The organism is Fluviispira sanaruensis (genome assembly GCF_004295685.1).
GTDB classification, from domain to species: domain Bacteria; phylum Bdellovibrionota_B; class Oligoflexia; order Silvanigrellales; family Silvanigrellaceae; genus Silvanigrella; species Silvanigrella sanaruensis.
This window is the reverse complement of sequence record NZ_AP019368.1, coordinates 1,479,887-1,504,951: the sequence shown is the minus strand read 5'-3', so window position 1 is coordinate 1,504,951 and position 25,065 is coordinate 1,479,887. Positions and strand designations below refer to the sequence as shown.

21 protein-coding genes are annotated in these 25,065 nt (G+C 34.1%); 5 read left to right on the top strand and 16 right to left on the bottom strand.

The features are described 5' to 3' along the window. Window positions 1-54: 54 nt before the first annotated feature. From EZS29_RS06455 to EZS29_RS06445, 3 genes are all read right to left on the bottom strand, one after another. The gene (locus EZS29_RS06455; RefSeq protein WP_130607734.1) at window positions 55-1,656 is read right to left on the bottom strand and encodes an APC family permease; all 1,602 of its coding nucleotides are present in this window, start codon (window positions 1,654-1,656) and stop codon (window positions 55-57) included. A 172-nt stretch (window positions 1,657-1,828) separates the two neighbouring features. Beyond that, complete coding sequence (locus EZS29_RS06450; protein WP_130607732.1) at window positions 1,829-2,728, bottom strand: MBL fold metallo-hydrolase; 900 nt, start codon at window positions 2,726-2,728, stop codon at window positions 1,829-1,831. Between the two features lie 165 nt (window positions 2,729-2,893). Further along, on the bottom strand, window positions 2,894-4,486 hold the full coding sequence (locus EZS29_RS06445; protein ID WP_130607730.1) for an FMN-binding glutamate synthase family protein: 1,593 nt from the start codon (window positions 4,484-4,486) through the stop codon (window positions 2,894-2,896). A gap of 319 nt (window positions 4,487-4,805) precedes the next feature. Here EZS29_RS06445 and EZS29_RS06440 point away from each other — a divergent pair, with 319 nt between their 5' ends. Beyond that, window positions 4,806-5,696: an ABC transporter ATP-binding protein gene (locus EZS29_RS06440; protein ID WP_130607728.1), complete on the top strand. Its 891-nt coding sequence runs from the start codon at window positions 4,806-4,808 to the stop codon at window positions 5,694-5,696. A gap of 3 nt (window positions 5,697-5,699) precedes the next feature. After that, window positions 5,700-6,407: an ABC-2 transporter permease gene (locus EZS29_RS06435; protein WP_130607726.1), complete on the top strand. Its 708-nt coding sequence runs from the start codon at window positions 5,700-5,702 to the stop codon at window positions 6,405-6,407. A gap of 29 nt (window positions 6,408-6,436) precedes the next feature. Here the strand turns inward: EZS29_RS06435 and EZS29_RS06430 are convergent, their stop codons facing one another. From EZS29_RS06430 to EZS29_RS06390, 9 genes are all read right to left on the bottom strand, one after another. Further along, window positions 6,437-7,765, bottom strand: coding sequence for a peptide MFS transporter (locus EZS29_RS06430; RefSeq protein ID WP_130607724.1), 1,329 nt, complete (start codon window positions 7,763-7,765; stop codon window positions 6,437-6,439). Beyond that, window positions 7,752-9,080, bottom strand: a complete 1,329-nt coding sequence (locus EZS29_RS06425) for a GNAT family N-acetyltransferase (protein WP_130607722.1) — start codon at window positions 9,078-9,080, stop codon at window positions 7,752-7,754. The genes EZS29_RS06430 and EZS29_RS06425 overlap by 14 nt, the downstream gene beginning before the upstream one ends. Before the next feature lie 261 nt (window positions 9,081-9,341). Next, window positions 9,342-9,929: a superoxide dismutase gene (locus EZS29_RS06420; protein WP_130607720.1), complete on the bottom strand. Its 588-nt coding sequence runs from the start codon at window positions 9,927-9,929 to the stop codon at window positions 9,342-9,344. 148 nt (window positions 9,930-10,077) lie between these two features. Continuing rightward, window positions 10,078-11,664 carry a DHA2 family efflux MFS transporter permease subunit gene (locus EZS29_RS06415; protein WP_130607718.1) on the bottom strand — a complete coding sequence of 529 codons (1,587 nt, stop codon included), beginning with the start codon at window positions 11,662-11,664 and terminating at the stop codon, window positions 10,078-10,080. Between the two features lie 26 nt (window positions 11,665-11,690). Further along, window positions 11,691-12,878 carry an HlyD family secretion protein gene (locus EZS29_RS06410; RefSeq protein WP_130607716.1) on the bottom strand — a complete coding sequence of 396 codons (1,188 nt, stop codon included), beginning with the start codon at window positions 12,876-12,878 and terminating at the stop codon, window positions 11,691-11,693. Window positions 12,879-12,903: 25 nt separating this feature from the next. After that, the gene (locus tag EZS29_RS06405; RefSeq protein WP_130607714.1) at window positions 12,904-13,989 is read right to left on the bottom strand and encodes a hypothetical protein; all 1,086 of its coding nucleotides are present in this window, start codon (window positions 13,987-13,989) and stop codon (window positions 12,904-12,906) included. Between the two features lie 490 nt (window positions 13,990-14,479). Continuing rightward, window positions 14,480-16,006 carry an aldehyde dehydrogenase family protein gene (locus EZS29_RS06400; protein ID WP_130607712.1) on the bottom strand — a complete coding sequence of 509 codons (1,527 nt, stop codon included), beginning with the start codon at window positions 16,004-16,006 and terminating at the stop codon, window positions 14,480-14,482. Between the two features lie 31 nt (window positions 16,007-16,037). Continuing rightward, the gene (locus tag EZS29_RS06395; protein ID WP_130607710.1) at window positions 16,038-17,003 is read right to left on the bottom strand and encodes an A/G-specific adenine glycosylase; all 966 of its coding nucleotides are present in this window, start codon (window positions 17,001-17,003) and stop codon (window positions 16,038-16,040) included. Between the two features lie 151 nt (window positions 17,004-17,154). After that, window positions 17,155-17,604 carry a histone-like protein 2 gene (locus EZS29_RS06390; RefSeq protein WP_130607708.1) on the bottom strand — a complete coding sequence of 150 codons (450 nt, stop codon included), beginning with the start codon at window positions 17,602-17,604 and terminating at the stop codon, window positions 17,155-17,157. A 225-nt stretch (window positions 17,605-17,829) separates the two neighbouring features. Between EZS29_RS06390 and EZS29_RS06385 the strand changes: the two genes are divergently transcribed. Further along, a complete protein-coding gene (locus EZS29_RS06385; RefSeq protein ID WP_130607706.1) occupies window positions 17,830-18,894 on the top strand; it encodes a D-alanine--D-alanine ligase family protein in 1,065 nt (354 codons plus the stop codon). A 59-nt stretch (window positions 18,895-18,953) separates the two neighbouring features. Here the strand turns inward: EZS29_RS06385 and gap are convergent, their stop codons facing one another. The 4 genes from gap to EZS29_RS06365 all read right to left on the bottom strand — a co-directional run bounded on the left by gap (window position 18,954) and on the right by EZS29_RS06365 (window position 23,454). Beyond that, a complete protein-coding gene (gene gap, locus EZS29_RS06380) occupies window positions 18,954-19,961 on the bottom strand; it encodes a type I glyceraldehyde-3-phosphate dehydrogenase (protein WP_130607704.1) in 1,008 nt (335 codons plus the stop codon). Between the two features lie 126 nt (window positions 19,962-20,087). Then, the gene (locus EZS29_RS06375; RefSeq protein ID WP_130607702.1) at window positions 20,088-21,017 is read right to left on the bottom strand and encodes a pentapeptide repeat-containing protein; all 930 of its coding nucleotides are present in this window, start codon (window positions 21,015-21,017) and stop codon (window positions 20,088-20,090) included. Between the two features lie 4 nt (window positions 21,018-21,021). Continuing rightward, window positions 21,022-22,113, bottom strand: coding sequence for an LptF/LptG family permease (locus EZS29_RS06370; RefSeq protein ID WP_130607700.1), 1,092 nt, complete (start codon window positions 22,111-22,113; stop codon window positions 21,022-21,024). Window positions 22,114-22,116: 3 nt separating this feature from the next. Further along, window positions 22,117-23,454: an LptF/LptG family permease gene (locus tag EZS29_RS06365; RefSeq protein ID WP_130607699.1), complete on the bottom strand. Its 1,338-nt coding sequence runs from the start codon at window positions 23,452-23,454 to the stop codon at window positions 22,117-22,119. A 235-nt stretch (window positions 23,455-23,689) separates the two neighbouring features. On the opposite strand from EZS29_RS06365, the gene EZS29_RS06360 reads away from it, so the two are divergent. Both EZS29_RS06360 and EZS29_RS06355 read left to right on the top strand, forming a co-directional pair. Beyond that, window positions 23,690-23,944: a hypothetical protein gene (locus EZS29_RS06360; RefSeq protein ID WP_130607697.1), complete on the top strand. Its 255-nt coding sequence runs from the start codon at window positions 23,690-23,692 to the stop codon at window positions 23,942-23,944. Further along, window positions 23,901-25,022, top strand: coding sequence for a hypothetical protein (locus EZS29_RS06355; RefSeq protein ID WP_145987936.1), 1,122 nt, complete (start codon window positions 23,901-23,903; stop codon window positions 25,020-25,022). The genes EZS29_RS06360 and EZS29_RS06355 overlap by 44 nt, the downstream gene beginning before the upstream one ends. The last annotated feature ends 43 nt before the right edge of the window (window positions 25,023-25,065 follow it).

Genomic DNA, 25,065 nt, shown 5'->3' with positions numbered 1-25,065 from the left:
ATTGGCGAACGATGAAAATAATACCGCACTTAAAATAGATCACTTAATAGAGATTTAAGTGCTGAGTTTAGTTTTTTCATTCTCAATAGATTCTAGTGTTTCTTGAATAAGTTTTTCTGCTTTAACATTTGCAAGTTTATACTTGCTAGCAAGAAGTACCGAAATAGAGCTGATAACTGCAATCCAAACAAAATCATAGCCATTTGCAATAATATTAAGAGCACCGATGCCGTAAGAACCGAGGTAGGAGACAATGTTAAAAGCGATTAAATAAAAAGCTAGCCAAATAGATGCTTTCAGATCAATCGAAAGTTGGCTTTTGTTAAAATAATTCATGGTAGCCAGCATGACGATTCCGATGAGAATAACAATATCGAGTTTCCAAATAATGTGCCATCCGCACCAATAAAACAACATATTACTAATATAAAACGCTAACATTGAGAAAATTTTATAAGAAAAGATCTTAAATGGTCTTGGCAAATTAGGAAAATCTTTGCGCATAACAAACAATGTAACAGGAATGACGGCATTGCAGAGGCAAATTGCTGCTGCATAAAATGATGCCATTTCTTGCCAATTATCGAAACAAACAAATATTACGAGTGAAAGAATAAAAGTCACTAACAATCCCGGAATAGGTACAGCATTTTTTGACAATAATTGAAAAAAATGGGGCATCAACTTACTTTTACTCATACTATATGAAGCACGGGCAGAAGCCGCCATAAATATAACTCCACTGCCAAATGGCGAAATAAGAGCGTCAGAATAAAGTATGATACCAAACCAAGCCAAACCAATAATAATTGCAAGACCCGCAAAAGGTCCTTCTTGGCCCGCAAAAGTCAAAGCACTCCAGCCGTTTGCGAGATTCTCAGGAGGAACAGCTAAAATAAAAGCGAATTGGAGAAAGCAATAAATAAACATACAGATAACCATCGAACCAACAATTGCGATTGGAATGCTCCGCTGTGGATTTTTTGTTTCACCGGCTAGGGCAACTCCAGGTTGAAAACCATTATAAGCAAGAATAATTCCACCTACTGATAAAGAGGCAAATAAACCTTGCATGCCATTTGGAGCGAATCCGTGGGAAGTTAAATTTTCAAAATGATGCGATTTATATAGAAAAAGAATAATTAATAAACATGGAACAAGCAATTTCCAAATCGTAATATAAAAACTCGTTTTCGACATTATGCGAGCACTTGTAATATTAATTAATAATAAAATTCCCGTAAGAAAAAAGGCGACAATATAACCCGAAGGAGTAAGCTGATCGGAATCAGCAACTTTTTGCATAAGTGATGGAATAAAGGTGGCAGCATATTGGATAACTGCAAGCACTTCTATTGGAACAATAACAATAAATGCAAGCCAAGAAACCCAACCCAAAATAAATGAAATTGTTGTGCCATGGGTAAAAAGAGGGAAGGCACTGAGCCCTCCCGATACAGGAAACATCGTCGATAATTCTGCAAAACACATTGCAACTATGATAATCGCGACGGCGCCGATAAACCAAGCAAGTATAGCCGCAGGTCCAGCCATTTTGGCAGTGTATAGAGATCCAAACAACCAGCCCGAGCCGATCGTTGCACTGACAGAAGCAAACAAGATGCCCCATGTAGAAATTCCACGCTTTAATTCCATTAACGAACTTCTCCTTTAATAAAATGGAATTTGATAATAGCGTATATGAAGCTAAATGAGAATGTATTTTTATATTTTTTTATATTGTTTAAAAATAGATCAAGTTCTCAAGGTTGTATTTTTGAAATACTTTTCTATATATCAAAAATACAAACCTATATAAGAGGAAGTATCACATAGGCCATTTCATTTCACCTTTAATAACTTTTGCACTCATTTCAAGTTCTGTATTTCCACCTATTTTAGGATAAAGTTTCTTCATACTACCGATAAGTTCCTTAGAGTCTTTTGCTTTTTTTGCTTCTTCTTCAAACTTTTTTAAATAATCACGGGTAAATTTTATTGATTCAATTTTCATCGGTTTAGATAAATAGTGCCCTGGAATCACTTTGGTTGGTTTTAAGTTTTCCATAGCATCCATTGCTTCGAACCAATGTTTACGTGATTCTTCAGACTGATTATCTGCAACCCATAAATGCATGTTGCCATAAACAATCACCCCTCCCACTGCAGTTTTGTTGGATGGAAGCCATAAGAATGTATCTCCAGGAGCAGCGCTGTCTAAACCAATGACTTCAATTTTTTCTCCCTCAAGCATAATGGAGTTTCCGTCAAGAACTTCAGGTAGGATGACTTTTGCTGGTGCTTGGTCTTTTAAAATAGGTGACCAATATTTCAATTTACCGTCCATCGAAGCCTTAATATCATTTACAGTATATTTAGTTGCTAAAATTTTAACATTTGGAAATTCTTTTTTTATTGTATCAAGACCAAAATAAAAATCTGGATCTTTATGAGTTACAAAAACAGTTGTTAAGTTTTTTTTGGAATCCTTAATCATCTTAACTAAGTCCGTAGCAAATGCCTTTTGAAATTGAGCATCGATCAAAACGGCATCTTTTTTCCCTGTGATGAGGACTGAAGCAACAGGAAAAATTGGTTTTATTTTTTTATCTTTCCGGTCAAAAACTGGATTATATGGCTTAATCTCCAGTGTAGCTGCCCCAGCTAACAGAGAAAAAAATGTGCATGCGAATGTAACAATTCCAAACAATTGCTTTCGGAAATTCATAAGTAAACGCTCCTTTTAAATTGTTTTAAATCAACCCAAGAAAGCATAAACCTCTTTAAAAATAAATACAATTGCTTCCCAAATATTTTTTATCAATAAAAAGCATTTCATTAAAATAGAAAAATTTAATAACACTTTTTTATAAAATTAAAATATATTTCAATATCAAACAAAAATAGGCCTAAAACTATCAGGTGATGCCAATTTAACTGCAGACTCAAAAGATGAAGGTAAATCATTGCCAAGCAATGATCCTTCTAATATATATTCAAAAATTTCTGCATAATTCTTAGAATCTGTTTCACTGACTCGCCGCATGACATGCCAAGGTCTTAAATCGTGTGGACCTTCAAGCCCCATTGCTTCAATTATTTCCAACAAACTTTTCATTGTTTCGTGATGAAAATTTGCAACTCTTTTTTTCTTATCCGTCACATCAAGGCCAACCATTAATGATTTATTTTGAGTAGCAACACCCGTTGGGCAGTGATTGGAGTTGCATTTTAAAGCCTGTATGCAACCAAGAGCAAGCATCATCCCTCTTGCCGAATAAACAGCATCTGCACCAAGCGAAATTAATTTTATCATTTCGAAGGCAGTTGTTACTTTACCAGATGACAAAACTTTTATTTTATTCCTGATACCAAATCCAACAAGCGAATTGTGAACAAACATCAGTGCATCTATACCAGGTGTGCCGACAGTATTTGTAAATTCGAGTGGTGCAGCACCAGTCCCCCCTTCCGCTCCATCAATTGATATATAATCAGGCATCATGCCCGTGAGGAGCATAGCCTTGCAGATAGCAATAAACTCCCATTTATTCCCAAGACAAAGCTTTATGCCGACGGGTTTCCCACCAGACATTCTTCTTAAATTTGCAATAAAGTAACAAAGCTCAGATGGCGTTTTAAATGCTGTATGCGCTGGAGGTGATAAAACATCTTTACCCATAGGAACTCCACGAATTTCAGCAACTTCTTTTGTTACTTTTTGCGCGGGGAGAATGCCACCATGTCCTGGTTTGGCTCCTTGGGATAATTTGATTTCAATCATTTTAACTTGTGGAGTGTGCGCAGCTTTTTTAATAAACTCGAGGTCATTAAATGTACCGTCTAAATTTCGACAGCCAAAATACCCTGTGCCAATTTGCCAGATAATATCACCACCATTTTCAAGATGATGAGGAGTTAAGCCGCCTTCCCCAGTATTGTGAGCAAATTTTCCCGCCTTTGCTCCTCCATTTAATGCCAATATTGCATTACGACTGAGCGAGCCATAACTCATTGCCGAAATATTTAGCAGACTCGCATTATAAGGTTGAAGACAATCTTTTCCACCGATTAACACTCTGAGTTTATCAAACTCCACTTTGGTCGGACTCAAAGAATGATTTACCCACTCATACCCAACCTGATAAACATTTTTTTTCGTACCGAAGGGAACAGTGTCACGTGCTCCTTTTGCTCGTTGATAAACAACAGAGCGCTGTTCACGATTGAACGGCATCCCTTCAGTGTCCGATTCAATAAAATACTGCTGCATTTCCGGGCGTATCTCTTCTAACAAGTAACGAGCACGCGCAAGAACAGGAAAATTTCTTCTCAAGGTCTGCGAGGGTTGAAGCATATCGATGATACCCATCACGATGAGCGGGATTATGAGAATCAAAGAAAACAAAAACCAAGGAAAAACAAATATTGATATAATATTTAATAATATTAATATTATAGACACAAAAACAAATTGAGTCCGCATCCATTCCTCTCAAAGTAAAATTAAAGGTTCTTGCCAAGACCAATCTTTTTACAATTGTAGCTTAAATAGAGACTCCATAAATATAGGCGACAAAATTACAACCTATTTAAAAGTTTATGAAAATATTTTAATATTAATAAATATAGGCTTCATAGAGTTTTAATTCATAATTAGATATTTAACCATCTATAAACATCACTTCATATCTATATATAAGGCTAGAAAAAAGTACGAATCTTTATATAATATAGTTCAAAAAAATCTAACTTGCAACTGCTCGTAAAAAGCAATACATGTTGCATGGTCAGAGGAGAACAATATGACGCAAGGTTGTATCTTAGAGTTTAAAAATATATCCAAAAATTATGGCAAAAAATGCATAATTAAAAACCTTAATTTAAACATTTTTCACAATGAGGTGATCGGACTTCTCGGTGTGAATGGTGCGGGTAAAACGACAACAATCAAATTGATGCTTGGACTAGAAACACCTTCAGCAGGCGAAATAAAACTTTTTGGCAAGAATCCAACCAACCCTGCTGCGCGTATCCATATTGGTGCCACCCCCCAAAATATTGAATTTCCAGAAGGGATTAAGACCAGCGAAATTCTAAAATTCATACATTCACATTATCCAAATCCCTTTCCTATTCAGGAAATGATCGAAAAATTTGGCTTAAATACTTTTTTAGAGCACAAAGCAACAAAGTTATCTGGCGGACAAAAAAGAAGATTGGCATTAGCGCTCGCATTTATTGGCAACCCTAAAATTGTTTTTTTAGATGAACCCACGACTGGGCTTGATGTCGAAGCCAGAAAATTACTTTGGGAAGTTATCAAGGAATATAAAAATAAAGGTAAAACCATTTTTTTAACCACCCACTATTTGGAAGAAATCGAACAAATAGCCACTCGTATTCTTTTTCTACAAAAGTGTGAAATTATTGCTGATGAAAGTGTTGAAGGTATTCAAAAAATCGCTAATTCAAAGCTTGCAAAAGTCTCATTTGAATGCGGAACACAATGTGAATTTGACAATTTCAATTCGATCGATTCAATTACTAAAAACAAAACAAATTATATTTTAACAACAAAAAACTCAGATCAACTTATTTGTGAACTTGTAAATAATAATATTCCATTTTCAAACTTACAAATAAAGAAAGAAAATTTAGAATCTGCATTTTTAAATTTATCTAAAGGGGAATAAATTTTGATTCTTGGTTTAAACTATTTTAAAATTTATTTTTTAAGCACAGTACGTAATGTGCCTGCGCTCTTTTTTACACTTATATTTCCACCACTCATGCTTCTTTTATTTGCCAATCAGTGGGATGAAAAAAACTCTCTGGGCGCTCTTATTGTTTTTTTCAATTATTCCGTCCAAACTGTATCCCTTATGTTACTTGGTATGGGGGTCACTCAAGAAAAAAATTCAGAATGGGCAAAGTATTTGCGCTCACTTCCTGTTGGCATAAAACCCATGCTTGTTGGTCGACTTCTCCACACACTTTCTCTATCATTTATAAATATAATATCTATTACTTTGGTCGCGTTATTTATTTTAAGAATCAATGTGACTGCTGATCAAATATTATTTTTTGCAACAATTGCAATTTTAGGTGCTATTCCAATGGCACTTTTGGGGATGGCTATAGGCTACGCTGCCAATCCAGAATCTTCACGTAGTATTTTTACTTTATTAAATTTATTACTTTTTTTTGGATCGTTTAGTTTACCCGCCACAGGTATTTTTGCTACAGTGAGGAGTTTTATCCCAACTTATCAGTGGACGGTTTTGTCTTACTCTTATGTCGATCGCACTATCAACATTGTAGAGCCTCTGATTTGTTTATCATTATATTCATTTTTATTTTTAATTCTCTTTTATAAAATACACAAAAAATCCCAAAGTAGATAGGATTCCTTTTATTTTTTATTTTTTTATCTTTAAAATTGACAGCTGTTCTTTTCAAGCATAGCTTTATCAACAATATGAATCATTTTTCGTTTTATTAAAAAATAAAACAGGGTTGAAAAGAGCACAAAAACAGTGACCCATAAATAAATTTTAAATGGATTCTCCAAAGCGTAAGCACCAATCTTTGCTGCGATAAAAGCCGCTATACCATAACATGCTAAATAGATGGATTGGAAAAAAGATTTTAATTTTTCAGGCGCTATTAAGCTGATAGCTGACATCATGATTGGATTTATAATGGCCTCACTTAATGTGAAAATAAAAAGAAAAAATGCGATTTCATAAGAATAAAATGGTTTTGGAAGATATAAAATTTTATTAAACTTCAGAGTTAAAATTGTAAAATAAATAAGACTCACTGTACAAACTAAAAGAGCAAAATTCATTTGCGAAAAGAAGTGAGGATATTTATTTTTTGCACTTCTTTTTGCTAAAAATGAAGTTATAAAGGGTGTAGCTACAATAATTGTTAGTCCCTGTAAAGCCGAAAAAAAAGCTACTGGAATATCATAATTAAAAACAACTTTATGAGTATTATGTTCAATAAATAAGGAAAGTGTTCCTGTTGTACATAAATTATAAATGATCGCCCACAGACAAAAAAAACATAGCGATAAAAGCAAAATAGAAAGCGCTTTTAATTGTAAAAGAGATAAGTCTCCGGATCCTTTCCGTAAATCCGCCTCATGGGTTTGCGAAAGAACTAAGTGCTTTCTACCTAAAATAAAAACTAAGATACCTAAAACCATGCCAAAACCTGCAGAGGAAAGTGCCACGTGATAACCAAATTTTTGTAGCAAAAGTCCACTTGTTATTCCTGCAAACATAATTCCAATATTAATCCCACAATAATACCAACAATATCCTGATTCTCTCCTTGGATCATTCCATTTATAAAGATTGCCAATGAGGACTGGTATACAAGGTTTAAAAAATGCTGTTCCTAGCGCAATAAAAAATAAAGCTAAATATAAAAATGTTATATTTTCTGAAAAAAACATAAAAATATGCCCAAGCAATATGACACCTCCACCTAAGAGGATCGAACGATAATGTCCTAAATATTTATCTGCTAAGAGTGAACCAATGATTGGAAAAATATAGGCTGCAAGCATAAACAGACCACTGAGAGTTAATGCATCGGCTTTGCTCCAGCCTAAACCATTTTCGCTAGTTGGCGAAGATACATACAAGACCAATAAAAAAATAAGCGTAAAAAAACTTAAACGTTCGAATACTTCAGTGAGAGCTAAAATATACATACCAATTGGGTGGAAATTTTTATTAGAATTCTGCATTGCAACCTAGCTCTCCATATTGGCTAAATATATATTGCAGAATATTTTGCGCCATTTGCACTTCCATATCTGCATAAAATTCAATCAAACCTTTTTGCAGCAGTGAACCAAGAGAAACAGAGCCCAGCAAGAGCGAAGCTAAAAGATCCATTCTGCCTTTAATCTGGCAATTAAAAGCACAGGTTTTATAATCCACTTCAAAATCTTTGGATAAAATACTTGTTCTGCCTTGTTCAAATAAAAGATGAACTGAGTCAGTATTCTTGTTTGCATCATTCCCAAATGTTTTTATTTGCAAAGTAAATTTGGGTAGCCAATCACCAAAGGAATGATTTCTTAAATTCTTAAAGTATCTTTCTAATTGAGTTATTTTATACATGAGAGCGATTCCCGCTCGGCTATTGTCATGACAGGCATGATAAATAAGTTGATCATTTGCTTCTGGATTTTGCGTAAGTTGAATAATATTTGGATCACTCGTGATATAAACAATCTTTTTGATTTGATCGGCTTGTTTTCTTAAAAATGCAATAATAAAATGCAGCACTTCTGGGGTTTCATACACAAGATCACATATCTGAATATTATTTAAAAAGTGATTAGTTTGACTGAGCTTAACAAATTTAAAAGTTATATAACCATTTATTTTATTGTTATTTATACAAACATAAGATTGACGATCCGCATTAAATAACTCGTCCATAGCAATTTCTTGCCGCATAAAGAAACCATGCTGCTTTTTCACGAAGGAATTGTACTGAATAAGCATACACTCTTTGTCAGATGGTTTAGCTGCTCGCAGCTGAAACTCGTTCGTAATGAATACGCTCTTATCAAAACTATTCGGAGACACTTCAAATTTATGCATTAATGAACCATATCCATAGCCAAAATATTTATAAAACTCATAATTGAATGGATAAAGAGCTGTTAGTGAAACATTATTATCTAAGGCTTGTTGGGAAAAATGTTGTAAAAGTTTATGAGCAATCTTCATCTTCTTATAGAGTAGAGAAACTCCAACTCCACCAAGACCCCAAACAGGAATCAATGAACCGCCATAATTCATTTTATAAGAATGGATTCTATATGTACCGATGAGTTCATCATCAAGAAAGTAACCAAAAGAAAAGATACCTTCCAAACTTATTGCTTTCTCTTCATCTCTACTTAAATAATCCTTTAGTACCTGATAGTGTCCTGCAAAAGTTATTTTCCCAGGAAAAGTCTGGCTTAAAATTGTAAATAATTTATCATGATCTTTTATTGTGAGACGGCGAATATTGCCAACCCTATTTTGCTGAGCAAGGTTCATTTAATTTTCCATTTTTAATCTATGAGTTATTCGATTTTTGTGTGTTGCAATATATATAACACTAGGAAAGAAAGATCAAATTTTATTTTTAATTTATTGTATATAGAAAATACTGAAATTTATAAAAATAAAGAAATTATTTTAATTTAACCGCATTAGAATAAAAATATTCAATAATAATAGATAAAATCCGAAAGTTTTCTTTTAAGAAGACCTTCGGATTTTGCATTAGCTACAGTATAAAATATTGAGAGTCTTTTTTTAAACCACGGCTAGCTTAACGCGGGCATTCACAACTGACCAATTTATATTTTTAAAGAACGTGTCGATATAGGCTCCACGATTGGCTTTGTAATCTAAAAAGAAAGCATGCTCCCAAGTGTCCATCACAAGCACCGGTGTGTGATTTAATGGAAAACCAATGTGATGTTCCATAATTTGCACATTTCTTAATTTTCCAGTGGTTGTTTCAATACAAGAAACAACCCAACCTGGAACAGCTAAACCAGTTGCTTTGACATCTGCTTTCCAAGCATCCATGCTGCCAAAACTTTCCTTAGATAATTTTTCAAACTCAGACGAAGGAGATTCGCTCGCCAACATGTTATCAAAATACATTTCGTGTAAATAAGTTCCATTATATGGAACACAGTGACGGCGTTTAAGTTCAGAATATTCGCCAAAACTATAATTGGTTAATCCTTTATCTACTTTTTCAAGTTTTTCTTCGATTTCATTTAACTTTTTCACATATCCTTCATAGAGGCCAAAATGAGCTTCCAATTGAGGATCGCTTATCCCATCAAGTTTACCCAAGAGGTGTTTAAAACTACGGATTTCTTTTGCCATGCGCTTATCTCCTTAAACAAATAAAAAACACTCGCTCTATTTAATCATCTATAAAGTTGAATCGCAAACATATAAGCCAAAAACTATGCTGGATATAATATATTAGATATGAAAAGCACTCAAAATTTTGCTTTGTTTATCAGCAAAACTAAACGGCTCTATTTCTAAGCGGTTCGTCTTCTTTTTTTTCTGATAAAATCACTTTTCTTTGATTTTTTATTAGAAATATCATGAAGAGCGATGTGGAAAAAACAAAAGCCAATAATAAAAATCCAGCGTTGAATGCTTCAATTGTTGATTGCAAACTGACCCTATTTTGTAGCAATTGAAAAGCAGCTTGTTTGGAATCTAATACTTTTCCAACCAACATTTTTTGCATAAGGAGCAATTGATTTTCTGCAATATCATTGCCAATATTCACTTTAACTTTTAATAAAAAATCAAATTCTTTGATATGATTGACAAGCAAAGTACTCATCCAAGCAATGCCTATAGATCCCCCAAGCTCACGGGTGAGATTGAACAGACCCACAGCATTGCCCAATTCTTGAGTTTTTATCCTCATAATTGCAATCAGTGATAATGGAATAAATAAACAACTCATGCCAATGGCTCTTAAAAATAAAATTGATATTAAGTCAAACTCGCTACTTGATTGATTTAAGTTACCATTCATCCATAAACTTATTGTAACTATAACAACACCGACTGCTATTAAATAGCGATTGTCAATAAATCGCACTATTTTACCAATAATTGGCATGATTAGTATTTGTATAAAAGTTCCCTTTAAAAAGAGCAAGCCAATATTTAAAGGGGTATATTGCATTACATTTGCACAATAAAGTGAAAATAAAAATGAGACACCAAAAAGAATAGTGCCAAGCATAAAATTAATCAAAGTTGAAATTAAATAATTCCATTCTAGGAAAACACGAAAGTTGATCATTGGTTTTTTTGCTTCGAGTTGCTGAACAACCAAAGTAACAAGACATGTCAAACTGACAATAGAAAAGAAAATAATAATTCTACTTTCAAACCAATCATCTCGATTTCCTTCTTCTAAAATAAATTGCAAGCTAGCAAGTCCGATCAAAAGTAAGAGGAATCCATATTTATCAATCTTTTCCTTACTTGGTATAAAATTCTCTATTTTTATGCTCGCTGCAGCCAGCATGAGAGCTAAAACACCTATGGGTAAATTGATTAAAAAGATTAAATGCCAACTAGAATAATCTATTAAATATCCACCGACAGTCGGACCTAAGAGCGGTCCCGTGATTGCGCCAAGCCCTATAAAAGCTTGTGCCATGCCTTGCTCTTCACGTGGATAACGAGAAATCAGAATTGTACTCGCAGTAGGAATTATTGCTCCACCACCAGCGCCTTGCAAAATGCGAAAGATGACAAGTGATGAAAGATTCCAAGACATTGCACATAGTACACTCGCGATAATAAACAAAGCGATGGAAAATAAAAAATAGTTTTTTAAGCCAAAACGATTTTGAAAAAAACCTGTCATCGGGATAACGACAACATTTGCCATCATATATCCCGTAGAAATCCAAGCAACTTGATCCATTTGCACGCCAAAACTTGCACGAATATCGTTTAAAGCAACATTCACTATGCTAATGTCTAACACAGCCATTAAAGAAGCAATCATAGCTGCTATCGTTATTAAAAGTTTTGACCCCTGTACGACAGATTTTGTTTCTGTATGAAATGAAGCCATATTTTTTCCAATAATTAAATTTTAAATTATCGCGTAGCAACAGTAACAACTGTGCTCATTCCCGGCCTTAAAACAATATCATCTGGACGGGCAGTGATTTCGATCTTTACAGGAAATCTCTGCGTTACTTTAACAAAGTTTCCTGCCGAATTATCTGGCGGCAATAAAGCAAAAGTCGACCCAGAAGCACCTGATAATCCTTTTACAATCCCAGAAATAGTTTTTGCTGGATAACTGTCAACTTTAATTTTTACTTTTTGCCCAGGTCGTATATTTTTTAATTGATTTTCTTTAAAATTAGCGATAACCCATGTATCAGATAAAGAAACAATAGATAAAAGCGGTGAACCTGCTTGCACAATTTTTCCAATTTCAACTGTTTTATTGGACACAGTTCCAGAAAATGGTGCTTTTACGAACGTGTAACTTAACTTTAATTCTGCTTGTTCGAGTGCAGCTTCTGCTTTTTTCACTTTTGCTTGAGCTAAATTTACTGCAGCAGCAAAAGATTTAACCTGATTTTCTAATGATTCAGCTTGTAAAAGCTGTCCTTTTGCTTGCTGTAAGCCTCCAGACGACTGTGTTCGTGATGCTTGCATACTTGCCACTTGCGCTTGCGCAGAGCGGAGCGCAGCACGAGCCTGTTCATACTGATTCTGCTGATTGTCGAGTTCTGCTTGAGAAACAGCACCTTGGTTTTTCAAACTGAGATAACGCTCTAAGTTTTTCTTAGCGAGAGCTTCTGCACTGACACTCGATTCGAGATTTGCTTTTGCCTGTTTCACAGCCTCTGCACTGGTAATAATCCCAGAACTGGCTTGTGTTAGACCTCCTTTAGCTTGAGTTAAAGTCGCTAAATAATTTTTATCCATGCGCGAAAGTTCAGATTCAGCTTGAGCGAGTGATGCTTTGGCAGCATCTAAATCTGCTTTTGCAAGTGCCACCTCTACTTTTTGTTGCTCACTGTCAAGTTCAACAAGCGGCTCCCCTTCATTTATATTTTGGTTGTCAGACACAAATATTTTTACAATTTTACCTGAAATTTGAGGTGATACTGTAACGATATGCCCTTCAATTTGCGATGCATCGGTGCTTTCGCTGCCAAAGGTTAATAGCCAGTAAACACTCAAAAATATAATTGAAACACTCAATATTCCTATAAAAACTTTTGCTGATTTCTTTTTTTTAAAATCACGAAATTTATTTTGCAGCATTAAATTTTCCTTTATAAATGAACATTCACTTATTAAGGTTATTATCCGATATTTTAGGTTTTGGAAAGAGGGTTGGATCCATTTTTAAAATATCACCTACGACAATAGGTTTTTCTTTATCTTCGTAGCGGATAAAAGCAATACAAGAATCAATTTCACCATTTACCTCTGGTGAATATCTAATAATATGAAAGGTCGAATGATTTGGTCCAATCAATCGCATCCCTATTTTCAAGCCATATGCGCGTCCACGATTTAAATAAACCCATCCACGGTAGCGGCGAATTATTTTAAATTCATCGATCTTTAAATCCTGTAAATTGGGTAAAACTTTTTCAATAATTAACTCAGAAATCTTTTGTGGGTTAAAATAAGTTTCACTCTTTTCAGCAAATAAATCCTCATGCTTTTCAGCAAAAACCCCAGAATTCACTTGTGCTTTATAGGTTACTTTAGGCCAATTTTCTTTTTCTTGCAAGTGAGTCGCAGACATTTTTAGTATGATATCACGATGAGCTCTCGCAGGGTATTCAAGAGCTTTTTCTAATAAAAATTCTTTTGCATAAATTCCTTTACAAGCTAACCGCGAAAGATTTGTTAAATTTTGCACTCCATTGGCAGCAAGTTTTTCGCCTATAACTGATTCAAAAATATTTTGCATACGATATTCGGCGCGAAAATTGTAAAAGGAATCCAAACGCACAGGAGATTTATCTGTAAAAGTGCGATCCGCAATTTGTGTCAGGCTTGAATTTGAATTTTCCAATTGAATTGGAATGAGGGCTTTATTCTTGACTTGCCACACGGAGCCTAAATGCATGCAATCCGTATGGCGCACAAGGGAAGCGGTTGCCATGTACTCGTTATTTTGTTTTATTCCTGTGGGAAAAACAAAGTAGCTAGGCAAATATGCATTGTAGTTTTTATTCCAAATAAAAATCCGCGTGCCACGATAAGCACCTTTTGTAACAGGGGACTGCTCTTGATTTTTACCGAGACCCAATTGTTGCAGAAGTTGTTCTTGATAAGCTTTTGCCCGTGCCAAAGTGGCAGAAGCCGTCTCCGGATTTTCAGAAATCATGACTGTGGGGGGTAGAATTAAAAAAGGCAATGTTCACTCTTTTAAACTGTTTATTTAAATATTTTTGTATTTATCGGAATATTAATTCAGTTTAACAATGTCAATTTATTTCTTAGGTAAGATTTTTTTGCAGGCTCATAATTTATAATGATTTTTTATAATTTTCACAAATGATTTATTTAAACTTTAATATATTTGACATTTTTTGCCTTCTCAAATATCACTGTAACCGATACAAGCATAAACGTTCCTACGATCCAAATCGTTCTCAATTAAAAACTAACTAATTTGAAGTGAAATGATACAAAATCTTTCAAATATAAGGAGATATGACGAAATAATAAATACCAATTTTTCCACATTTACATAAACGCCATTCCTTAGCTAAAATATTGATATTATTTTGAATAAAAAATGACGAAAAATGCTTATCTTCTAAATTTTATTCTCAAAATATGTGCGCATTTTGAAAATAAATAAAATTATAAACAAAGGAGCAGATATGAAAAACAAACAGCTGTTAAGTTTTTGCCGCTGCTTTTTTTCCTTTCTTCACTTCTTTGAAGTCACTTTCTGTCACACCAGTAGGCAAAGATAGATTGAGGGTTTGTGGATACACAGTCGAATAAATAAAATGCAACCCCGTTATATAACTGTTGCCAGCTTTGCCACGACCAATACTGGGGAGCAGAGGATTTAAATCTGTTGTTGCACTGTTCCAAAGCAAGGAGGGCACATTTGAAGAACGACGCATTTCCTGAGCCTCTTCGGCATATTGAGAGTGAATACCCAAACAGCGGGTTGCTCCTAACTGATCAAGGACAGAGATCACTTCTTCTTTGCTGTCTACAGGAACAAGACAGATATCTGGGCCAAAGAAAGCGTTGGATGCATAAATACTTTTTAATACTTTTTCGAGTTTCATAAGATGCACACCAGGAGAAACAAAGTAGCCATTACCACCATTATCGATGGGCTTTCCCCAACGCAGTGTTTCGTCGGATTCACGTGCAGCTATTCCTTGAAAACGTAAATATCGCTCCCAAGCGTTTACACAACAAAGAGGTTCCATGACATGGATGTCAGAACGCCCAAGATCTTCTCTGACTCCGATGGGCATGCTTTTAATAGAAGATACAAATTTATCTTGAAATTCGTTAAAAATTTTATTGTCAACGAAAGCAAGACTTGTCGATTCCAATCTTTGTCCAGCATCAAGACAGACGCCATGAATTATTTTAGCAATGGCTTTGTCCATATTCGCAGAAGCTGAAACATATGCTGCATTTTTGCCACCGCCACATAAAACTAAGCGTGCATTTTGCTGTCCCTGAGTGTCACGGCGAATCTGCTCGAGACTCTCTTCTCCACCAGTGTATAAAATAGTGTCAAATTGATGACTTAAAACCAATCTACGAAATACTTCAAAATCTCCGTAGACGATTTGCACTGCACCTTCGGGAAAAGAAGCTTGGTGAAATCCACTTGCTAAAAGTGAGCCAGAAAGTAAGCAATGTGACGAAGGCCGCATGCAAACAGCATTGCCACTAGCGAGTGCAGGTAAAACTCCACAAAGCAAAGAATAGACCGGCAGAGCTATATTCGACGATATCAATACAAGACCGAGTGGTGAGTATTTCCATTCCCAACCATCATCATCTTTTTTAATAGAGAGGATTTGCTGGCAAAAGTCGGGGAGAGCTTTAAACAATTTTTCACACAATTTCCATTCTTCTTCGACTGAAACACGTGAACGGGCAAGCTCAAGCATCATGTTACTTTTAATTTCATCCGCATTTTCATTTAAAAACCCAATAAATTTTTTTATATAATTTAATCTTTCTTCTAAAGAAACTAAATTAAATTTTTTCTGTGCGGTTTTCATGCCCTGAATAACAGGATCGACCAGATCTTTGCCCCACCCAGCAGAAGCTAAAATATCTGTGGGATTAGCAGGATTATTTATTGAAAAGACTCTTTCAGGTTTATTCAACGCTGAAAATCGCCCATTAATATAAGGAGGAATAAGACTCAAATTATTCGTCATGCAGAACTCCTCAAAATAGAATTTTTATGATCTATTTTGAGAATAGAGTTTTTAACACCTTTTGGTCAAGTGAAGAAGAAATATTCTGCTGTAAATGTGGGATGTCAAACCAGTCATTTTTTTCATTCAGTGCAAAAGTTTTTAAAAGTTTTTTCACTTTATTATCACCTTCATCACAATCGATTAAAAACGTATGTCCGGTAATTTTATGATGAGTGATGGAATGCTTAAAAGTTTTTTCTAAGCACGTCCCATTTATCTTTAAATTTTTTAAGACGGCGATTATTTTTTCCTTGGTATGTCCTTCCTTTGAACATAAAAGTGGAAACCCCTTGGTTTTCGCTAAGAAACCTTTATCTCTTAATATTAAAGAAAATTCTGAATTTTTATTCCTTTGTAATAAGAGGGCAAAAATATTTTCGTCTTGAAAATCTTTTCTTGGTTTATTGGGTGGGCAAATAGAAATAATATTTTTTTTAAATGCACTACAATATTTTTTCACAGGACAATCTTGACAGTTTGGATTTTGTTTTTTACAAAGCGTAGCTCCAAGATCCATCATAGCTTGATTAAAACATCCAGGTGAATTTTTAGGAATACATTCACTAACGTAACAAAGTATTTTCTCTTGCCCTATTTTTTCCCAAACACCTTCGGACATTCCAAGAATTCGACTGACAACACGAATAACATTACCATCAACACAAGCGACGGGTTCATTAAAACAAATGCTTGATATAATAGATGCAGTATAGGGTCCACAACCAGGTACTTTCAACCATTCATCCTTTGAAGATGGAAATTTATTGTTAAAATTTTCTATAATATATTTTGCACCATTTCTTAAATTGCGTGCACGGGCATAATAACCAAGACCAACCCATAATTTTCTAAGTTTTTCATCAGAACAATTGGCTAGCGATGATAGATCTGGAAGTGTATTTATAAATTCTTTAAAACGTGGCAAAACAACAGCTAAAGTTGTTTGCTGACTCATAACCTCGCAAATCCACGTGTGATATACATTAATATTCTCACGCCATGGAAATGTTCTCTTATTTGTTTGATACCACGATATAAGATCTTTTGAAAATTGGCTCATAATAAAAAATAAGCACAAAATAGAAATAATTTATTTTGCGCTTAAATTATAATGCTCCCTGTTCTGTCATTGTATCATTGATAACAGGAGTTTTTTCAGAAGTTTTTCTTGGACGACCGCGTCTCATTGATTGTTTTAATTTATCAAGTTTACTTGGACGACCGCGTTTTTTTGGAGTTTTAACAACAGCCTTCTTTGGACGACCACGTTTCTTAGTAGAAGACTTCGCTGGACGACCGCGTTTCTTAGCAGTGCTTCCTGCTGGACGACCGCGTTTACCCGTTTTTTTCTTCGCAGTGGTTTTGCGAGTTGTTTTTTTCGCTCCAGTTTTCTTAGTTGTTTTTTTAACTGTTTTTTTCTTCGCAGTGGTTTTCTTCGCTGGTTTCTTTCCTGCTACTTTCTTTTTCTTTGCAACTGGTTTCTTTCCTGCTTTTTTAGTTGTTTTTCTTGCAGTTGATTTTTTCGCACCCGTTTTCTTACGCTTTGTTTCAGCCATGAAACACTCTCCTTTCAAAAAAAGAATTACAAACCGTTTTCACAATCACGGTTCAAAGATAATTTAACTCATGCCAAAAAAAAATGGTAGTGGCAATACCATTTTTTATAAATTTTTATTAAGAAATTATTTTTCCTTGTAAGACAAGGATAACTTTTTAACACACGGATGCATCGTCAAAGACACAACATATGATTAAGTCATTTTCTAAGAAGGAAGAAAAACATGAGACAAAATTTTGAAAGAAAAAATAAAAAACTAACACTTGGGTTTGTCTATGATCTACCAATGAAACTTGAAAATTCAGCACAAATGATTTTTCCTGATGATGCAAGTGGTGAATGGGAAACACAAAATACGATCGAAAAAATCATTCAGACTTGGGAAGAGATTGGTTTTTCTGTAATTCTTTTTCCCATGGATAATTCATTTCTAAAGAATTGGAGTGAGAAGAGTTCTCAATGTTCACTTATTCATTCTGTAGTCGAAGGTTGGGGATCACTCGCACGTGAAGGATGGATTCCATCTCTTTGTGAAATTTCTGGAATTCCATTTATAGGATCAGATCCATTTACTCAATCTATTTGCATGAGCAAATCTCAAATCAAATTAACATGCCAATATCTTAATATTCCCACGAGTCCTTTTTATATAATCAAAAATCCAAAAGACTTAAGGAATATCCCAAGAAATTTTTTTAACGAAACACATTTTATAAAACCTGATGGGGAAGGATCTGGAATGGGAATTAATGCTACGTATTCAATTTCAAATTCAAAAACACATACAGAAAAAATCACGCACGCATTATTGGAAAAGTACCCACACGGAGTGTTAATTGAAAAATTTCTAAATGGTGCGGAATACACATCTGGAATTATTGGCTCACCTATACAAAATCTTCCAATTGCACAAATTGAAGTTGATGATGGAATTTATGGTCTTACAAACAAATCTAAAGATTATATGGGTGAAAAAGTAACTTTTCCTAAACTCACAAAAAAAATAGAAAAAATAATTAAAAAAGGCACGGAGGATCTATTTCAATTTCTTGATATGAAAGATTTTGTTCGAATGGATTGGCGTTGCGATGAAAATGACAATGTATATTTTTTAGAGGCAAATACATTACCTGGAATCTCTTACTATTATAGTGTCCTCCCAATGATGGCTGAAAAAACAGGGATAAATTATATTCAATTGTTTGAAACATTGGCTGAATCAGCCTTAAAACGCTCATATGATAGAAATTTATGGTATGGTAAAACAAGAATTCAGCATAAAAAATAAAACCTATGACTATCACTCATAGGTTTTATTTTTAAACTTTAAAATAAAAACTTGCAAAATTATAATTTGCCAGTCGCAACAAGACGAGTCAATTGAACCATACGATTGCTAAATCCTGCTTCGTTATCATACCAGGAAAGCACTTTAACCATATTCTCACCAATAACAGTTGTGTACTCTGCATCAATTGTAGAACTATTTGTACAACCATTGTAATCACAACTAACAAGTGGCTCTTCAGAATAGCCTAAAATTCCTTTTAATGAACCTTCAGCTGCTGATTTAAGAGCTGCGTTGATATCTTTTGCAGTAACCGATTTTTCAAGTTCAAAAGTAACATCAACGAGTGAAACGTTCGGAGTTGGTACACGCACGGCAAAGCCATTTAATTTCCCAGCAAGTGAAGGAATCACTTCTGAAATGGCTTTAGCAGCGCCTGTCGTCGTTGGAATCATGCTCAGTGCTGCTGCACGGGCGCGGCGCAAATCTTTATGTGGAAGATCGAGAATATTTTGATCGTTTGTATACGAGTGAATTGTTGTCATAAGACCTTTTTTCACAACGAATTTTTCATGAATCACTTTTGTTAATGGTGCAAGACAGTTTGTAGTACAAGATCCATTGCTCACAATATTATGTTTTGCAATATCGTACTCTTCATCGTTCACACCAATTACTATTGTTTTATCGATTGATTTACCAGGAGCACTCAGGATGACTTTTTTTGCTCCACCTTTTAAATGGGCACTCGCTTTTTCACCCTCTGTAAATAACCCCGTGCACTCAAGTACGATATCAACACCATTTGTTGCCCAAGGAATTTCAGCTGGATTACGGATTGCAGAAATTTTAATTTCTTTTCCATCAAGGACAAGTGAATTTTCTTTTGCTTCGACAGTTTGTTGTGCCTTACCGTGAATAGAGTCATATTTATAAAGATGCGCAAGAGTCTTGGCATCGGTCAAATCATTTATAAGGCATACTTCTATATCACGTTCATTTTTTAATGCTCTGAGGACACAACGGCCAATGCGACCAAAACCATTGATACCAACCTTAATAGTCATGAAAAACCTCCAAAATTTGAAAAAAGGCAATAAGATAGCCTTTTCAATTGAGAACGAAATCACATAAATGACCTTCGTTCATAACTCAGATACACATATCTGAAAAAAGATACAATTCTGCAAGTATCAAATGAGAGAATCGTTGTGAGTGCTATCGAGAAGATTTAAAAATTCTTCGGCATTTTTACAGTCCGAAAAATTTCTGCCAACAATATTACGACCGTTCACTTTTAATGGCTCATCCATAATAATTGTGAGATTTGAGAAAATGCATTCTTTGAATTTACAGTTTTCGAAATCTACGCCCTGAATATCGCATGATTCTATTTCACAATCTTGAAAATCGACAGCATGAAAACTCATCCGAGACAAGCGACTACCTGAAATTGTTGTTTCTGAAAAATCTGATTTAATTATTACATTTTCAGTAAAATCAGATTCTTTAACACAGACATCTGAAATAGAAGCTCTGGAAAATTTGTTATTCTCAAGACGTGCTTCGTGCATTGTTACGTTACTTAACCGAGCCAAACTAAATTGTGAAGTACAAAAATCAGAGCGCTGAATAGACAACTCAGAAAATTGTACCGCAGTGAATTTATTATTTTTTATTTCAGAATTCTCAGAAATATTGACACCAAACCATTGAGAGCCAACGACAAGATTATTTTTAATCACACAATCAGTTCCCGCATGAAATGCTCTAAATACAGAAAGTTTGGACTCTAAACCTGAAATGTTTGGAGAAAAGCCAATTGGTTGTAAATTATGCGCTAAATTTTCTTGAATTTTTTCTATTTGCGGCATGTTCTCAGAAATTTGACTCACTAAATTACTTGATATTTTTATCCATTCATCAATATTTACAGATTTCTTTAATTTTTCAAAAGCATTTTTTAAACCTTCTTGCGATTCTTCTTTTGCATTATGAAATTCTTCAGATATTCCTTTTTTTTGTTTTTTTAAAACATAATTTTTTTCTATCAGAGTTTTTGCTTTCTCAACATTCATCTTGCCATTCGCAACGGAATCTAGAATTGAATTTAAATCAAACATATAATTACTGTCCTTTATCTAATTTTCTAATAAGCATATAACTTAAAGTTGCTACTAAAACATTCATAGTCCATGCTGCTAAAAAAGGATTGAGTTCCCCTTTTAATGCAAAACTACGAAGCGCCATATTTCCAAACCAATATATGAGAGCGGCAACAAGACAGATTACGATTCCAATATATGTTTCTTCTTGCCGTTCTTTTTTTAATGCAAAAGGCAAAGTTAAAAAAAGAAACAGCAAATTAGCAAAAGGCGTGCTGATCTTCATATAAAGATCTATCACTCTATCAGATATATTTGTTCCTGCAATCTCCGCTTCTGCAATTAAACGTCGCAATTGCCAAAAACTCAATTGGCTTGATTCACTCTCTCTATTTAATATTTTAGGCGGAGCAAAATCGATATTAGTAACATAGAGAGGTTTAACTTCTGTTACTGCTGACGTGTTAATGTTATCTAAATGCCGAACAAGAGCATTGCGTAAGACCCACCTCTCAATATTTTCATCAAAATATCCAGACTGAGCATGTACAATTTCGCTTAATTTTTTTGGATAATTTCCCTTAAAATACTCAACTTTAAGGAGTTCCTGCTTCATTTCATCATATTTATGAAAATGTAAAATCGTATTTGCTGCTTTTAACCACTGGCTTTCCGTAAATACATTATCGATTTTCTTTTTTTCTATATCCACATTTCTTAATTTCAAATAATGTGTCGTACTTTCTGGTAAGATCAATTCACTCAGTGTAAAATGAAACGCCGTAAATAATATACCAACACTTACCAGAGGTATTGATATTTTCATCATAGATAAACCCGCAGCTCTTAAAGCAGCAATTTCTCCATGTTTAGCCAAAATCCAATTAGTCACAATTCCCGAGATAAGGACTGAAAAAGGTAAAAATTGAATAGCAATCGAAGGCGCTTGCCAAAAATAATAAAAAAATATTGTGCTATTTGAAGGTTTATATTTATTAAAATAATGCTGACTATCTTCCATATATGTCAATATAAAATAAAGACTTAATGCAAAAAATAAAAAACCAAACGCAGTTTTTAAATACTGCGAGACAAAATAAACCCAAATCCTCATATTTTAATCCTTTTTTGTGAAAAATTTAATTTTAAATAAATCATCTCTCACAAAAGCGATGAAACCTGTTGAAGGCGGGTGGCGCAAACGCCAACGTAATAAAATAAGTATTATAAATATTAGAACACAAGGTGGGACGAACAGCATACTCAATGGACTGATGATAAAGTTTAATATCAATTGTTGACAAAGTGACATAGAAGAATACAAAGCAAAAATGACAAGCCCTATACCAAAATAGACTCCATACTGTTTTCTCCGCGGATCTTGAATACCTAAACAAACACCTATGATGGGCAAAAATAAAGTTGATAGTGGAACTGCAACCTGTTTTAAAATAAATAGATATTTTTCAATAACCTGGCGATCATTTTTCCAATTAGGACTATTCTCTATCTGTTGCTTTAAAAATTGTATGTAAGCTGCTGGGTACAACTGATCAGCACCGCCAGAAAAAGTGGAGTCGGTCTTAAATTTACTTTTAAAAGTATTCACCAATGATATATCCATATCTTTGAACTCTGTCACAATCAAATCTTGAGGAATAGGAAATTGAGACATATCAATTTTTGCTGAAATACTTTTTGAAAAATAAAATGTTTTTGGATGATCTTTAACTAATTCCGGTAAAGTTTCCTTGGACTCTCGTTCAGCATATGCAGTGCCATCTTGTAATGAAAAAACATAATCGGGTAATCCATAATTTTGGGTTTTCTTTAAAGAACCCGTTTCAGATACTAGAACTGAGAAAAAGCTCTCTGTAGCAGGCTTAATACCCATAAATACACTTTTAAATTCTGATTTATCAGAGGAAACTTTTTGAAAATAAAGTGACATATTTACTTTTTCATTAGAAGGAACATCATCGATAAATGATTTTTCTCGAATGGTATTTGCCAGAACAGCTTCAACAACTCCTCTCGTTTGGATCCATTTAAATTTATTAAACTGCTGAGTTGAGTATGGTTCAAAAAAAAGAGCGCTGAACAATGAGATAAGCATGACTGCAATTCCCAAAAAAGTAGGCATTGCGGCAAACCTAAATATACTCACGCCACTGGACATCCAGGCTTCCAATTCACGATCAGCAGCCATTCTTATCGTAACAATAGCAGAAGCAAGTAACAAAGATATGGGAACTGTTAATTTAAGTACATTTGGAAATATATAAAGTAACAACATTAAAAATGTAGTGACACTTTCAGGGGCTGAAAAAAGAAAATCAGCATACCGCGGCAATTTCCCCATTATCATAATAGAGCTGAGACTTGCAGTAATGACGAAGGTCAATGATATAATCTCAGTTGCCATCAAACGATCGAGTTTTTGTAAAACGGCCATTCTGGCTCCAAATCAAACAGCGTGCAAAATCTGCACTGAGTCAAGATTATTCCCATATGTTATGAAATTCATAATTGCAATGCTTAAAACATGACTGCAATTGATTTGCTGTACGTAGAAACCGATTACATTGCAAAACCTCTGCTCTGAAAAACAATTTCAATGAAACTTGAGACTACTTCTATCTTGCGTTACAAACAAGCCGCTGTTAGCCTTTTCGATATGGAGGAATGATATGAGCCAACAATCTAGCAATGTTAAATACGAAAAACGCTTAATTGATAATGCCGTGTGCCGACGTCGTTTTCATTTAGTATATGAAGAAGGGACAAAAAATGAAAGTCATGTTGAAATAAAATGCCCGCACTGTGGAGTCACATTATTTGAAGAAAACAATCATCCTACAGTGACTCTAGCTCGGGATGAAAATCTTATTAAGAGCCCAGATGGAACTCAACCAATCGTTTATGAGTGTAAATTTCTTAAGTAGCTACTGCCTACAAACATATTTTGGTATTGTTGTTACCTGCATAATCATTGTTTATATCACTGGCAGGCTTTCTTACTTTACAACGTATGTATTTAATTATTTACACTGGCGTTCATTAATATTGCCTTTTCAATTTAAAATATTTAACACTTTTTTGTATTTTTTAAGAAAAATTGCTGATAAAGTCCCATTTATAACTTTACTTATATTGACGACAGAAAAATTACATATTTCATTATTGCTTACATCACTTATAGGTTTCTTCTTAGGATTCGTCCGTCTCGCAGCAACTCAAGAATGGCAAGCGCAAATTCCAAATATTAAAAAATGGAAATTTGAACTCGGCGTTTTGCATTTAGAAAAAAAACTCTCTTCTCATTTTATCAAAGATATACTCTGTAAAAACATCAAGAAGCTGGCCATACCAAATATCAATAATAAATATGAAATATCTAAAGCTGATTTTCGCTGTTATATGGCTCTATCTCTCTTGTTTCTATCTGTTTACTTATATCGTAATGGGTACTCATATCTGCGTACAGATCTTATTGCTTTTTATTTAATAGCATGGAGTTCTATTGATGCTCTTTTTTGGAATTTCAGATTAAAACACAAACCGCACTCACCCGTTGAAAATTTCACAGAAAAACCAAACGAGTTTTATACTAAATACTGGATCCGATTGCTTTGTCTGTTGGTTATCTTATCATTTTTATATCTTATTAATCATTATTTCGGCTCAGCATTTTCGCGATATAATCTTGCAAGTTTTATTTTATTTTTTATGATAGTTAATAAATTCTTACGTATATGGAACGAAGCCCTTATTGCAAAACTCAATTTACAAAAGCAATATTACCCTGCAAGTTATGCAAAAAATCATATTTTTAAATTTGAAAATGTACGTATCTGGCGAGATATTGGATCCTTAAGAAGCCAGTCAATTCATCCATTTGTAAGACTTGTTATGTTTAGAACCATTTTTGAGCTTTCAGATCGAAGTATTTTTATTGGTATCATTACGCATCTTGATTTAATCGTAGCTACATTTTTTTATGCAATTTTAATTGCTTATTGATCATTTTAATATATTTTCCGAACACATATTTGATTGAGTTTAT